This window comes from Paenibacillus sp. N119s (genome assembly GCF_059447605.1).
The window spans coordinates 1-13746 of the sequence record NZ_JCAJRU010000140.1; the positions used below are offsets into that span (position 1 = coordinate 1).

A 13746-nucleotide genomic window follows, 5' to 3' on the forward strand; every position below is an offset into this window, starting at 1 on the left:
AAATATACCTGCCCCGAACAATATGACTGCCACCACACTAGCACCAATGACTTCTGCCTTGCCGTGACCATAGGGATGATCCTCATCTGGCGGTTGGCTGGAAATTCTCATCGCTCCCAATGCCGTCGCAGAAGCAATCACGTCCCCGGCGTTATGCACACCATCGGCCACCAGTACCTTGCTGTTGAACATGAGCCCTGCGATTATTTTAATGCCAGTTAAAAGGATGTTGCTAATCAGGCTGACCCATGCCGAGACCATGGCACGCTTGCCCATATCCTGTTCCTGCATGATGTATAATCCCTCCAATTATCTTTTAAAAGGTATCTCTATCCGCTATTAGGTTATTTTAAGGCAGCTTTCATTGCTCTTTATCTTATGATCCTGTTCTTGCAGCGACATAGAAGAAGATTATAATAGCCCCGGAGGATGAGCCTCCCCGGGGCTATTATAATAACCATCGCGGAGCATTCTATGAGAATACCCCTATTTTATCTACCGGACCGACCACGTCGGCCTCCTTGACCTTGTCCGCCACGTCCGCTGCTTTGGCCTGCTGAGCGGCCTTGGCCTCCGCGGGCAGAACCACCGCTGCTGCGATCATAGCCGCCGCGTCCGCTGCTTTGGCCTGCCGAGCGGCCTTGACCTCCGCGGGCGGAACCACCGCTACTGCGGTCATATCCGCCACGTCCGCCGCTTTGGCCTGCCGAGCGGCCTTGGCCTCCGCGGGCGGAACCGCCGCTGCTGCGGTCATATCCGCCGCGTTCACTGCTGCTGCGGTTGGAGCGGCGCTCGCCGCTTACGCCGTCACGACGACCGGACTGTTCGCGGCCGTTGCGGCGTCCGCCGCCAGCATCGTTGCCGCCAAAGGAGCGGCGGTCACTTCTGCCTGAGCGGTCGCTTCTCCCCTGCCGCTCAGCTGTATCGGGAGCAGGTCCACGCTGCCCGCGACCCTCACTGCTGGTGAATGTGACACCAGCAACTTTCTGGATGTTCCGAAGCTCAGGAACATCCCTTGGCGTGGCGAGCGTCACCGCAACGCCTTTGCCTCCGGCACGGCCGGTACGCCCGATGCGATGGATGTAGCTTTCAGCATCCTGCGGCATGTCATAGTTGAAGACATGCGTGACGCCTTCTACATCGAGGCCGCGTGCGGCTACATCCGTCGCTACGAGCAATTGAAGTTTCGCTTCACGGAACGCCTTCATTACTTGCTCCCGCTTGTTCTGGGACAAGTCCCCGTGCAGCTCACCGCTCTCGAACCCCATTTCCTGGAGCTCCTCATTCAGTTTAGCCGCCCGGCGCTTCGTACGGCAGAAAATAACTGCCAGATACGGACGATCTGTATTCAGTATATCCACCAGTGCCTGTTGCTTACCACGGTCTGTTGTTTGCACAACAACCTGACGGATTTGGCTCACTGGAACGGAAGAAGCCGATTTCACTTTGACATCTACGGGTTCGTTCATATAGACACGAGCCAGCTTGCGAATGCCGGCTGGCATCGTGGCCGAAAACAGCATCGTTTGTCTCCGGTAAGGAACCTCCTGAAGAATCGTCTCCACATCGTTCAAGAAGCCCATGTGCAACATTTGGTCAGCCTCATCCAGGACCAGCATTTTAATGCCGCCTAGATCGAGCGTGCCGCGTCTCAGGTGATCCAGCAGTCGCCCAGGTGTACCAATAATCAGTTGTGCGCCACCTTTTAGTTTACGAAGCTGACGCTCCACGTCCTGTCCTCCGTAAACAGCTAGTAGAGATAAACTCGGCTCCGCAGCAGCCAAGCATTTTGCTTCCTCTGTGATCTGGAGCGCCAATTCACGCGTAGGTGCAATTACGAGCGCCTGCGGGTGCCGCTTGTCCAAATTCAGCTTTTGTAAAATCGGCAGTAAAAACGCAAGCGTCTTCCCCGTTCCCGTATGTGCCTCGGCGATCACATCCTGACCTGCCATCAACAGCGGAATGGACTCCTGCTGTACAGGTGTTGGCGTTGAGATTCCCTGCTCTTTCAAGGCTTCTACCCAATGTTGCTCCACGCCTAATGCTGTAAAGTTCTTCAAGTGGTATTCACTTCCCTTATCTGTATTCAATATGTGTCACGTAAAATAGGTTCATATGCCATATGACATCTATCGTTCCATAGTTCAGAATTCCCATTTTTGCATCGGTCCTCATTCCCCCCTTTTCAGGAAGGGAGCATATCCGTTATCGTTGAATTTGTTCATGTAACTCAACATACGACCGCAAGGCGGCTCAGGCCGTTCTATAATGACTTTCCTAGTATACGCGAAGTTGAACTGGTTTCCAAACGATTTTAACGAATAACGCAAAAGGTGAATTCAATGACCATGTCATATATTATGGTAAGAGAATTGGTAATTCATAAATAAAGGATGAATGCTTGTGGTTAACAATCTGCATTATAATTTCATAATGACAGGTTCCTTATCGAAAAAGCACACTTTGTTTGATGAAGAGTGCTTTTCTAACCTGTTCGATTGTTTCGAAACGCTCCTGAATATATCAGGAATCCGTAATACCCGTGTGTCTATCTATCAATCGAAGAAAGCCAAACACGGTAAGATTCATTGGGACAAGCAGGAACTGCTCCGCATTGTAACCGATGATGAATTAACTCCTTTGATGCTGGTTATCGAGGCTCCCAGTATCAAATCGTCTTATAACAAAGGGACAACGCCGGAAGTGTACATTCTTTTGTCCAATGACCCTATGGGTCAATCTCCCAACAATTGCGGGATGCTTGTTTCGATCCGTCAGGACGTTTATGAACGTATTGACCAAACAAGCGTCGAAGATGTTATGCTGCAGCTCAGCCAGTTAATAAAAGCAAACAAACTGTTACATAGCTCACGTAACTTTTATGCTGGCAGCAAGGCACGCGCCATTATGGATATTCTTCCATTTATGCTCGAAAAGGATACCCCGGATATGAGGTATGTTTTTCAATCGTGGACTCCATTCCCATTACCACACACTTAAACCATCCGTCATACCATTAACCCTAGGAGGCTGCAATTTATGCAAATTCAAGTTCACAACGTTGAAAAAAAAGAAAGCGAATATCTCATTCATTATCAAGTCGGCGGAGCACTGCCGTTCGTTCCGCATGATGTTGTCCTGATCCATGGCAAACAGTATTTTATAGGCACCATTTTGAAAGTAGAGCCCGAACAGGTCCTTATCCGTATCAATCCAGAATATGAAGACCAGCTGACAGGGTCCATCGGACTGGAACTGGCTTTCTCTCCTACCGTTTCTATTCAAGGTGCAGACAGCATTGTCGAAAAGCTCGGCTATTTTCCTCCCTTTCACTATGACCGAATCACGGCTGCCAATATGACAAAGGATCAGATCACGCTGACGATTGAGCTATCCCCCGCTAGCGTACTGCTCCCTAAATCACCGGATCTAGAGCCTTCGGCTGAGGCACCTGTAATCCCCGAAGCTCCAGCCCAGGACATTCCACGCTATGCAGTGACTTTTACATTTCTGGAAACTAAAGAGCATGTATTAAGCCCTGTAGAAACAGAAAATATCATTTTGCAACTTGACTTCCGTTATGAAGAGGCTGATATGGTCGTTGACATCGATGCCTTGTCGGGGCTGTCAGGCAGCTTTCTGTGCAGAGGCATCCGTGCAGAGATTACGGAACTTCATGAATAAACAAGAAGCCCGTGAACTGTTGCGCTGTCATTCTTTTATTCATGATGATCTGGAGCATCCCAAAATGCGAAGCGGATTTTTAGGGATGCTTCGCCCCTTCCAGGGCGAACTGATCGAGGACAATTTTCATGAACTCATGACTATCATTGAAGTTCTGGCAGATGAGTTGGAGAAACCATCCATAGAACGAGAGTTGATTGCCGCACTGTGGGGGATTTGCCAATATACACGGGCATGGGCGTTGTATCCTCATGGTATGCTGCAGCGAAATCATCTGCTGACCGTAGAGCAGATTAGTACCCTTGATGATTGGATTGATACAATCTCCTATGCAGTTATGGTGCTGCTAGAGGGTGGCGGGACGGAAGAAGCTTTCTCGAACTACAGACAACGAGAGTAGGTAATACACAATGCCAAAAAGTAACCTGGCTAAGAAATGAGGGAAGCCTATGTCCATACAAACCGATGATGACGGAAAGACGTTCTTATCTATTTTCCCTACTCTATCGTATGAAGATCGATTAGTCTCATTACGCGAATTAACAGCAATCCCCCAGCCTGTGGAGGACACCATTGCATTCCTTTTGCAGCTTGTGCAGCAATCATCCGAGGATGATCTGCTTCGTATAGAAGCACTGAAGGTCATCGGGCTATATGCGGATCAGAGCCAGCAGCCGATGATCATGCGAGGAATTCGCGAGCTGCTGTCCAAGCCTGATGAAGATGATGATGTACGGAACGCAGCTTTACAAGCTTTGGCGTGGATGCCTTGTTCAGAAGCAGAGCTACGTATAGCTTTGGACTTAATCCGCAGTGATACATATATCTTAGTCCAGGGGGCCGCTTTTGCACTGCTCCGCGCACATAAAGCCCACCCTTTCGCACAACAGGCGCTGAAGCAATTATTGCAACATGAGGAATTCGGCGCATCTGCCCAGCGTGAGCTGTCCACCTAATCGACAACCAAAGGAGAATCACTCTACTTATGCGTGTAAGAATATTTATATTCATTTTGATTATCGGAGTTATTTGTGTGCCTGCCTATTTCATTATGAGCAGCTTTGGATTATTTCAAAATGAGAAGGTGCTTGTACATTACAAGCTTGCCCTTGAGGTAAAGGGTAAAAAATATGATGCCTGGCCTTTAATCAGCAGCTATACCGCGATAGATAAAAAGGGGGACCATCGTCAGCTCTACTATCAGGCGGAGGGCTCAGGCATAGAGTATCTGTTTCAACTTGCCTACGGAGAGTATGAACTCAAGCGCTCCAAAGAAAATCCTTTTTTGGATGGGGGAATCCACTATACCATGGACCATCCTGAGTATGTACGTGAGGAAAAACAGTATGAGAACGCCAACGACTATACGGAGTTAACCCATTATTACAACCAACAGGAACAGGTTATTTATACTTACAATCCTGAGGCTAGCCTCGACAAAACCTACGTGCGCTCCATCATCACCGCTGGAATGACTCGCACCACTGGTAATTCAAGTAGGCCGGTGAAGGATGATTACATCAATATCAGTAAGCTGTTTAAGGACAAGCTGGGAGTAAATGTGAAGGTAGATGTGGATGAGGACAACAAAATCGTTACCCTGTCCATGTCATAATAAAACGAAAAGAAAGGAAGGCGCTACAAATGACAGAAACACACTATACTAAAATAGGCCCCGCATATTTGGAGGGTTGGGTTGTACCCGAAACCCCGGAGGCATGGGTTGAACAAGAATGGACAGGCAAGCTCCGTTCACAGGTCGGAAATACGAAATTTCACATTTTTTACTATGGAGAATTCATGGACGAGCTGATCGCTGTAACAGAGTTTGCGCCCCAGCTCATTATTGCAGAAGATGCAGTCACAGGTGAGCAGATCGTAATTTTTGATGGAGCTCGTCATGGTTACGATGCACTACTGTGTGAAGTATATACAGAAGAACAGCGGAACAATCGCACTCCCCTGCTACCTTATCTGGACGATGACGGTGAGGATACCTTTGAGGTGACTGTGACTGCTTTTTATAATGTTGATTGGGATGACGAGTTTGCAGATGATGTGGACGAGAACGGACAGCTGGAGCTGATCAGCGGTGAGCGGTGCGATTTTGAAGAGGCCAAGCGAAATGGTTTTGATGCGATTAGCATTACGATTACCAGCGCTAAAGGTCTAAAAACAGAGATCCTTCAGGAAGAGCTGGCCTGACGATGGTATTTAAAAGAATCAAACATCGGGAAGGCGATATTTTTGTTATCCCTCTGCATGACGGCCGATTTGCGGTATGTCAGGTGATCTGCGCACTATATGGTAGATTCAAAAAAGCGTTCTCCTTTGGTGTTCTATCCATAGGTCAGAATCAAGCCTACGAGGGTGAAGCTACATATCTCTCATTCACAGATTACCGGGGCAGATTCGAGGTCATATTCACCGCCACCCAAAATCTGACAAAGGGGATATGGCCCATTATCGATCATCGCCCTCTATCTGAGGAACAACAGCAGCTAAAATATTTTAATTGCGCGGGCCATCTGTATTACGGGGATGAATATGTACGCAACCTGGAACTAAAAGAATATAATCAATATCCTGTAATGGGCGTGGCTGGATATGAACTGGTACAGCAATATTTAGCCCAAGCATAAAGAAAAAAAGAATAGCAACTTAAAGAGCCACCTTAAAGTTCGAAAACCAGGGTGGCTCTTTAACGATTTAAAAGGGTTCAAATGTATAAGGGAATGATGTACGATGTGTTCCCAAAATCGACTTTACGCGTTCAGCATCCAGCAGCGCTTCGACGAAGCTATACAAATCCGGGGCTGCATACCGAAAGTTGCCCCATGTGCGCAGATTCAAAGCATAAATCGGGAATTCACCCCATTCATCAGGCGATTGAATATCCCAGGCCAGCAGGTCATTTTCTTCACTGAAAGCGAAGGGAACCGCATGCTGCAATAGTTCCGGGAAACCATCTGGCTCCAGTGCCGCTTTTTGTAAAACCTCCTCCGATTCCAGTACATCATCAAACCAGGACCGCCAGTCATGGTAACGATGAAGCCATGAATCCGGGTGATCACCAAGAGGAATATGGATGCTCCATAGGCCGCATAACCGCCCGTAGCCGAGAGTTTTGACGTAATCTATATAGGAAGGCGGAAAGCCCCTGCCGTTTTCAAAACGATGCTCCATAAGAAATTCCTCATCATAGTAGGCCTGGAATTGTGGACGCTGCAAACCTGTAAAAATACTCATGCTCGCCCTCTCCTTTCGCGCATCTCTATTCACCTTTTCACTCTTAGGCACATTGAAATGGCCTTTTTCAAGTGTTAAAATGGGAATAAGATGTATATTCTAAAAAAGAGTGAAGATGCGTCAACATCCTCACTCTTTGGCAACAGCCGCTTTTAAGGGCGGTAGCCGTGTCAAAGGATGATCATTGAAATAGACCGTTTGCCTTTGTCGAGGGCGGTCTATTTCTTTTTATGGAAGGAAAGAATCAGAATCACCAACGTTGCGAATTGAATCATCAACATTAAGGTGTCTTTAACCTCCACAGGCCTCACCTCCCTCACAGGAGACTAGCCGACCGCCCATCTAAGCCATTCTGTTGTTAAGGAATATTATAACATATGATATATAAAAAGTACGTTTTTACGCTCTTTTCGAAAAGGAGGAACGAACATGGAGCAAAAACGCTTCAAAGATGAATATGGATATAAATATGACTTTGCCGCTGTGATCTGGAGAGGAGAACAGGTAGCTGTTCACTGCCCCCGCTGTCAGGGTCAAGCTTTTATTTCCAAATCCAAAGAAGACTGTTATTACGTTGTTCGCTGCTCTCATTGTTACTACACATTCCAGCAGCCAGAATCGTATAAATTCTATGCGCGCGGCGTATGCAGCCATTGCGAGCGATATTTTAATATCGAGATCCATGATGACCGAACGGTTGCTCATAAGAATACGAATATACACTGTCCGCACTGTGAGACACTTAATCAGGTTCCGGTGCATCGCGTGCAGTCACGTGAATGGCATACGGACGTGATCCACAATGAAAAAGATCCTATTTTCCAGCTCCAGCTGTACTTCCTTGATTACTATCGGGGTAAACCCGTTTGGGCTCTTAACCGGATACACCTGAATTATCTGCTCTCCTATATCTCTGCCGAGTTACGAGAAAAACCCACATCTGGTATGATGCGTACGGCTTCCCATTCCATTCCCAAGTATATTAAGGATGCGAAAAATCGCCAGTCCATCTTGAAAATATTACAAAAGCTACAGCATAAACAAGCGTCTAAGGGAGAGCATTCCAAACATGAGTATACAAACTTTTAATAGCCTTGAAGCACTGGTCAAGACCGTCTGCCAAATCACCACCTACAATCTTGGCGGGAGATAGCGACTGTACAGGATGTCATTGAAGCTGCGCCGCAATGGAAGAGAGCCAGATGTTCAACGCATTGCGCAGGGACTGCGATATGATCATGAATATGACGCTTTTATGGAATAAACTTCTCTAGTAACTCTCTCACCTCAGGGACAGCCTGCTTCAGGCTGTTTTTTAGTTTCTTCGCGCCACCCCATATACGATAAACGAGCACCTCTTGTTTGTAGTCCTCCAGCTTCTCAAGTACATCTACTAACGTCTTCGCCTGCTCTACACTTTCAATGCCAGCAGATTTCAGTGGTTTGGCAGAATCATTCCCTGCCAGAAGAATCCTTGTCCACACGGGGATCGTATCGGGTGTCAGTCCATGCGCCTCAGCAAATACCGCAGCGTAACCGTCCTGAACCGACTGGTGCTCACTATCCACCAGTTTCATATAGCGATTCACCAATGAAAAATACTCCGTTCCTTTTAGACCTAATCCCATCACCACATAGGTTCCCGGCATCACCGACTTTTCCCCCGGCTCTACATCGTTGTACCACTTGAATTCTTCCATCACAGTCTCGGCATATTCAGCCAACAACGGATGCAATGAGGGGTATTCAAGTGCATTGGCGAAGAAACGATGTAATGCAGACTTGGCCAACTTGGGTACGGGGAGATAGTTTTTCACTTTGCTCTTGAACTTCATCCCATATTCCTTGGTAAAGCCCTTCCGTAATATATCACATAGATATACGAGTGCTTCTCTGTAGCTCTCTTCTTCCTCAGAACGAATCTGAACCTCCAGTGTCTGCAAAATATCATTCGCTTTACAGGTGACCCGTTCGCTTGTATATGACGCTGGAATGCTGCCTGATCCGTTCTTAAGCCACTGGGCTGCCTGATTTGAACCCAGTTGTGCTGCAATCTCCAAATAATTCTGCCTTGCATCGGCATCGGTCGAACCCACACGCATCGCGGTGAGCAGGAACATCTCCATGGCGGGGGCAGGAATATCTGAAGGAAGAATATCGGACTTTACCGTATACTCCAGCCCGTAGTTTTTTTCCCGATCTGCGTATTTGGCCAAAAATTCATCTTCAGCCCAATGCACTAAACCTCTGCTCAGCTGATGCCTCCATGCTTCCTCCCGTTTGCGGCTGACCTTCACCTTTGCATCCATTCGATTCAGCAGCTCATTCACCCGCTGGGCGTCTATAGGGTACAAATGAGGATCAAGCAGATGCCTTACCAAGAAAAAATCGTCCTCTTCCTTCGGAATAGCTTTAGTGGCAGGGTTCAGCTTGTGCTCCACAAACTGTTCGATCGAGGCTAACAGGTGCAGCCGCTTATCTTCGTTCAACAACGAGAATGTAAAATGACTAGCCTTATTCTCCAGGACCACTTCCAGATGAAAATCTAGCCGATAACAAAAGAACATCGAACTGAATTCTTCCGATTTAAATAGCGCCTCTACCTTTTCCCTTAATATAGGCATCCATTCATCCTGCACCTGTTGGAGTGTGACCCCCTCCGTAAAACCAGGAATATCCACATCTGGTCTACGATGATCCCAATCAAACGGTTCATAGGTATCCACCCATAATCCGTCTCTCTTACAGGTAACTTTTAAATAGTTATGAATCCCCTCGTGAAGAACACTTTGGGTCTGAGTTTCGGCGATGCGCTTTTGCTCAGAAGCGTATGTCTGGTCAATCTCCTCCAAAATTGGATCGATGTAGGCTTGCACCCCTGATGTCATGCGATGTGATCCCCCTTTGTACCCTGACAAATTGTAGTTCTTGCATAATTAAGATAGACTAATCTTTAACTATTTTATTTCCTGATTATAGCATATCTCTCATTTACATTTGGACTCCATCCCTATAGATTGAGTGCCGGAAAGCAGGTATATTCTACATGTATTGGGTTTCCACACAACACACCCCAGTGGCTGCTGATGAACTGACAAGCTTCGAACATACCTATGGCATAACTTTGCCCACTCCCTATGCTTCATTTCTCACCCGCTACGGGCCAGGCACTTATTGCGGTCTGCTAGTGATCGAACGACCTGATCCCCTACTACTGCAAGCCTATGCGGAGTACGAACTGTGGTCACATGATGATAACTGTCCGATCACCGCGCAACAGCTCGGCGAGTGCGTGGTGATTGGCAGCTCCATAGATGGGGATTTCCTAGCGGTGCACCCTCAGGTCAAAGGTTTGCTGTGGCTACCGCGACATGCGGAGGTCATTACTAAGAAGCCATTCGATGTTCAGGCCCCATTTACAGATACACTGGAGGATATCCTACGGGATGAATTCGGAAGAATAGAGCCATTCCCTCGTTATTTCGAACCTATCAGTCTGGATAGAGCCGCAACATTTCTGCTATTTAATCCACCGGAGACGGCGGAAGCTTACAGTTCAGCCATCCCGAACGATCAAGCCTTGCAAATAGCTCCAGCCTCTATACAAATATTGGCTCAGCGTTTTAAGCAGCATTTTGACTCAAATCTATGGATTGAAAACGAGCATATCTGCTTGGCTTTTCTTCAGTCTCTTGGCGGATACGTACGTTTCAATTATGCATATGGACGCGAAGTGGCGATCATTTATGAACCTAAGGCGATAGCCCTACATGATGAAATTCTATCATTCTTGCAAAAAGAACATTGCCAGGTTGTAGAGTAAGAGGAGGACAAATACAGATGACAGTACATTTTGCACATATCTTAGACAAGCTCGGAGGGATCGCTGATCGTCTGAGACAAGGTGGGATGCCTGACGTGGTATACCAATGGACGAAGGGGATTTCCGAAGAGGAACTGATTGAGCTGGAGGAACGGTTGCAGACCCCTTTGCCTGCCTCTTTGTCTGAATTAATAAAGCGGTGTGGCAGCTTACATTTGCTATGGTGCCTCCCTCAACACTGTATTGTAGCCGATGAAGCGGATTGTTCATATGAAAGCGGCAATGACCTTAAACAAGAACCGAATATCCTTGACGATATTACAGGAGAATTTGGCTGGAATCATGAGTATATAAGCTATTTTACATCCTATGGAGAAAACACCGACTCAGCAGCGAACGAACAACGATATCTAATTTTAAACTACAACGGTGCCGGTGATCCGATCCTGCTGGATAGAGCGACATCCGCAATAGAGCCAGCAGTGTTCTGTTATGAGCATGAGTTGGACCAGTTCACGCTGCTCGCAGAAAGTCTACCTGCCTATATAGAAACCATGCTTGCCTTGTACGGGTTATGGCTGTGGGATTGGTCTAACGTGTCAGACGAGCATGGTATTCAACTAGACAGCCCGCCGTTGCGGTTGTGGCAGCGCTGGTTGGACACGTTCTGTACGATGAAGCTGGAGGATGCCCAGTCGCTGGAAACACTGATCCTTTACACCACCATGCATGGCGTAGATCACCCAGCTGTACTCCATGCTTTTCAAGCCTATGATCCAAAGGATATTTTTCTTGCCTGGAAGCAGCGCATTCAGCATAATCCAGCTCCATTTGCTACATGGGCATTTTTTATTGGGGAGACCGCAGGGATTGGGGCTGCTGATTGGGTCCGCTCTTTATGGAAGCCGGACACGAACGCTGCGCAAGCCTGGAATCCGTCCGCTTCAATTAACATACACGCTGAGAGGGCATTTGTACCGACACGTGCCTATCTATCCGCCCGCTGTCTGCCCGAGCAGGAAGGATTGGAGAATGTTTATGATGATCTGATGCAGCATACGGGAAAGGATGGCAAATTAGATGGATACACTGTTAGCGGGCAGTTACAGCATTTTCATTCACCACAGGTCATTGACTGGATGCGGGACAAGGTCAATCATCCGGTCGATGGCTGGGCAATCCTGTTCGCCTACTCCCGTCCTGCAGCTGAGCAGGTGATTGAATGGCTATCTGGTAGTGAGCTTCATCAGAAAATTGCAACCGAAGCGCTGGATATCATGATTCAGCGCGATCTGCTGCCCACTCTGGAAGCAGACGTTTGGGCTAGCATCTCAAACCTGCTTCATGCTTCTTTACAACTCGTGATGCTTAAAAAAGATAAACGTCGCATTGAAGCCGTGCTTGAACAGCTTTCAGATTTGAACCTTCGTTAACATCGGAATCGACGTATGCAGACTTGCATGTAGGGGATGTGAGGATAAAAAAATTAGCCGCTGCATCAGCGGCTTAATCCTCGAAAAAAAGTATCTATAGTAAATGAAATCAATTCATCATTTGATTTGGCCATAGGAAGCTCAAAATTCAGGAGGAGAGAAGTCAGTCCGTGCAACATACTCCATACGGATCTAGCAATCAGGTGCTCATCCCCTTGAATGATACACCCCTCCTCCATAGCAGCTTTGAGTCCGGTCTCAAGCAACTCAAACCCTTTAAAGCGCCCACTGTCTATGAGGCTAACCAAGCTTACAGATTCGAGGTCGCTGATAAACAGGATGTTGTAGTATTCCGGATTAGCCGTGCCGAAACGGACATAAGCATCAGACACTGTTTTCAGGGAGTCCAGCGCATCCAATCCCGCAGCCTGTGCTTCCTCGGCACGCTGCTGAAGAGCCTTCAGGAACAAAGCATTCCCTTCTAGCAGCAGTTCACGGACAACCGCTTCCTTATTGGAAAAATAATGATAAATTGTTGTTGGTGAATATTCGATCTGATCCGCAATTTTACGCATGGAGACTTCAGCATACCCTTGATTCAAAAAGAGCGAGCGGGCAGCCTCAATGATTTTTCGGCGAATCTCACTGCTTTCACGTTCTCGGCGTTTGATATGTTTCATGAATAGATATACATGCCCTTTCTGCCTATCCCAATTTGGCGGCAATACGATCAGCTTCCATTATACCCGAGTTCATAGCTCCTTGAAACCCGCCCCCGGGCTGTGTCCAGGCCCCTACCAATGACAGACGGTTCACTGCTGATTTGTGCTTTAGTCTGTTTATACCAGACTGCCGGACTGTTTGTGCATAACCATAAACAGCTCCGCCGGGATTAGCGGTATAGCGCTGCATTGTGCGTGGTGTGCCCAACTCGGCCACCACCACCTTGCTGCTAAAACCAGGATATAGCTGTTCAAGACGCTCCAATATTTGCTGTGTCACTACTTCTTTTTTGGCTTTATATTCGGGCCTTGCGCTAGGCCAATTCTCCAATCTATCCAAAAAAGTTACGGCGATGACACCCTTCCCCGGTTCATTGAGCGTAGGGTCCAGAGCGTTATAATTAGTGAGCGTCCAGTTGCCTTTCGTATACTGGCCGCTCATCATGGCTTCATAATCCGTCTCCGAATCCGGCTCGTTACATAGGATTAAGTCTTCTTCGGTGATTCCAAGCTCGCGAGGCTCGCATGATAGTCCTAGGTACAGCTGAGTGAGAGATGTGCCAGTCTCTAGTTTGGTTACAGCCTCCAGCTCACGACGGGCGGCATTATGATCCTCCAGCAGACGGCCATAGGTATGATGAGGACTGATACCAGACACAACCCAGTTGGCTTTATATACATCCCCCTTTTTCAGACAAACACCAACTGCCTTACCGCGTTCAAGTATAATCTCTGACACCTGGCTGCGCAGGTGGACTTCTCCTCCAGCTGATTGAATAGCATCGACCAGCGCATTGGATAAAGCCTGTGCCCCTCCCTGAATGTAATACGTTCC

The 13746-nt window shown here is 47.5% G+C and carries 17 protein-coding genes; 10 read left to right on the forward strand and 7 right to left on the reverse strand.

Annotated features, from left to right (window positions below; all coding sequences use genetic code 11):
- Both AC5V8P_RS16105 and AC5V8P_RS16110 read right to left on the reverse strand, forming a co-directional pair.
- On the reverse strand, positions 1-291 hold a 291-nt coding region (locus tag AC5V8P_RS16105), incomplete at its 3' end, for a cation diffusion facilitator family transporter (RefSeq protein ID WP_495473720.1).
- A 200-nt stretch (positions 292-491) separates the two neighbouring features.
- Positions 492-2060 carry a DEAD/DEAH box helicase gene (locus tag AC5V8P_RS16110; protein ID WP_064797753.1) on the reverse strand — a complete coding sequence of 523 codons (1569 nt, stop codon included), beginning with the start codon at positions 2058-2060 and terminating at the stop codon, positions 492-494.
- Positions 2061-2544: 484 nt separating this feature from the next.
- Here AC5V8P_RS16110 and AC5V8P_RS16115 point away from each other — a divergent pair, with 484 nt between their 5' ends.
- From AC5V8P_RS16115 to AC5V8P_RS16145, 7 genes are read left to right on the forward strand one after another with little or no spacing between them, the layout of a single operon-like run.
- Positions 2545-3000: a hypothetical protein gene (locus AC5V8P_RS16115; RefSeq protein ID WP_231116933.1), complete on the forward strand. Its 456-nt coding sequence runs from the start codon at positions 2545-2547 to the stop codon at positions 2998-3000.
- 39 nt (positions 3001-3039) lie between these two features.
- The gene (locus tag AC5V8P_RS16120; RefSeq protein ID WP_064797751.1) at positions 3040-3684 is read left to right on the forward strand and encodes an immunity 50 family protein; all 645 of its coding nucleotides are present in this window, start codon (positions 3040-3042) and stop codon (positions 3682-3684) included.
- Positions 3677-4084, forward strand: coding sequence for a hypothetical protein (locus AC5V8P_RS16125; protein ID WP_063213814.1), 408 nt, complete (start codon positions 3677-3679; stop codon positions 4082-4084). The genes AC5V8P_RS16120 and AC5V8P_RS16125 overlap by 8 nt, the downstream gene beginning before the upstream one ends.
- Positions 4085-4133: 49 nt before the next feature.
- Complete coding sequence (locus tag AC5V8P_RS16130) at positions 4134-4640, forward strand: HEAT repeat domain-containing protein (protein ID WP_064797750.1); 507 nt, start codon at positions 4134-4136, stop codon at positions 4638-4640.
- A 29-nt stretch (positions 4641-4669) separates the two neighbouring features.
- Positions 4670-5299 (forward strand): hypothetical protein, encoded by a 630-nt coding sequence (locus AC5V8P_RS16135; protein WP_064797749.1) that lies wholly within the window; start codon positions 4670-4672, stop codon positions 5297-5299.
- 29 nt (positions 5300-5328) lie between these two features.
- The gene (locus AC5V8P_RS16140) at positions 5329-5889 is read left to right on the forward strand and encodes a hypothetical protein (RefSeq protein ID WP_063213811.1); all 561 of its coding nucleotides are present in this window, start codon (positions 5329-5331) and stop codon (positions 5887-5889) included.
- Between the two features lie 2 nt (positions 5890-5891).
- Entirely contained in the window at positions 5892-6326 is a 435-nt protein-coding gene (locus AC5V8P_RS16145; RefSeq protein WP_064797748.1) for an immunity 26/phosphotriesterase HocA family protein, read from the forward strand.
- A gap of 67 nt (positions 6327-6393) precedes the next feature.
- Here the strand turns inward: AC5V8P_RS16145 and AC5V8P_RS16150 are convergent, their stop codons facing one another.
- Entirely contained in the window at positions 6394-6933 is a 540-nt protein-coding gene (locus AC5V8P_RS16150; RefSeq protein ID WP_064797747.1) for an SMI1/KNR4 family protein, read from the reverse strand.
- Positions 6934-7151: 218 nt separating this feature from the next.
- Positions 7152-7253: a putative holin-like toxin gene (locus AC5V8P_RS16155; protein WP_219728090.1), complete on the reverse strand. Its 102-nt coding sequence runs from the start codon at positions 7251-7253 to the stop codon at positions 7152-7154.
- Between the two features lie 109 nt (positions 7254-7362).
- Between AC5V8P_RS16155 and AC5V8P_RS16160 the strand changes: the two genes are divergently transcribed.
- The gene (locus tag AC5V8P_RS16160; RefSeq protein ID WP_064797746.1) at positions 7363-8022 is read left to right on the forward strand and encodes a hypothetical protein; all 660 of its coding nucleotides are present in this window, start codon (positions 7363-7365) and stop codon (positions 8020-8022) included.
- 164 nt (positions 8023-8186) lie between these two features.
- Here AC5V8P_RS16160 and AC5V8P_RS16165 read toward each other — a convergent pair whose 3' ends face one another.
- Positions 8187-9821 carry a DUF6138 family protein gene (locus AC5V8P_RS16165; protein WP_064797745.1) on the reverse strand — a complete coding sequence of 545 codons (1635 nt, stop codon included), beginning with the start codon at positions 9819-9821 and terminating at the stop codon, positions 8187-8189.
- A 158-nt stretch (positions 9822-9979) separates the two neighbouring features.
- Here AC5V8P_RS16165 and AC5V8P_RS16170 point away from each other — a divergent pair, with 158 nt between their 5' ends.
- On the forward strand, positions 9980-10756 hold the full coding sequence (locus tag AC5V8P_RS16170) for an SMI1/KNR4 family protein (protein WP_064797744.1): 777 nt from the start codon (positions 9980-9982) through the stop codon (positions 10754-10756).
- A 17-nt stretch (positions 10757-10773) separates the two neighbouring features.
- Positions 10774-12189 (forward strand): SMI1/KNR4 family protein, encoded by a 1416-nt coding sequence (locus AC5V8P_RS16175; RefSeq protein ID WP_064797743.1) that lies wholly within the window; start codon positions 10774-10776, stop codon positions 12187-12189.
- A 65-nt stretch (positions 12190-12254) separates the two neighbouring features.
- On the opposite strand, the gene AC5V8P_RS16180 is transcribed toward AC5V8P_RS16175, so the two are convergent.
- A complete protein-coding gene (locus AC5V8P_RS16180) occupies positions 12255-12869 on the reverse strand; it encodes a TetR/AcrR family transcriptional regulator (RefSeq protein ID WP_064797824.1) in 615 nt (204 codons plus the stop codon).
- A 25-nt stretch (positions 12870-12894) separates the two neighbouring features.
- Positions 12895-13746: phytoene desaturase family protein (locus AC5V8P_RS16185; protein WP_495473721.1), on the reverse strand; the 852-nt coding region annotated here is incomplete at its 5' end.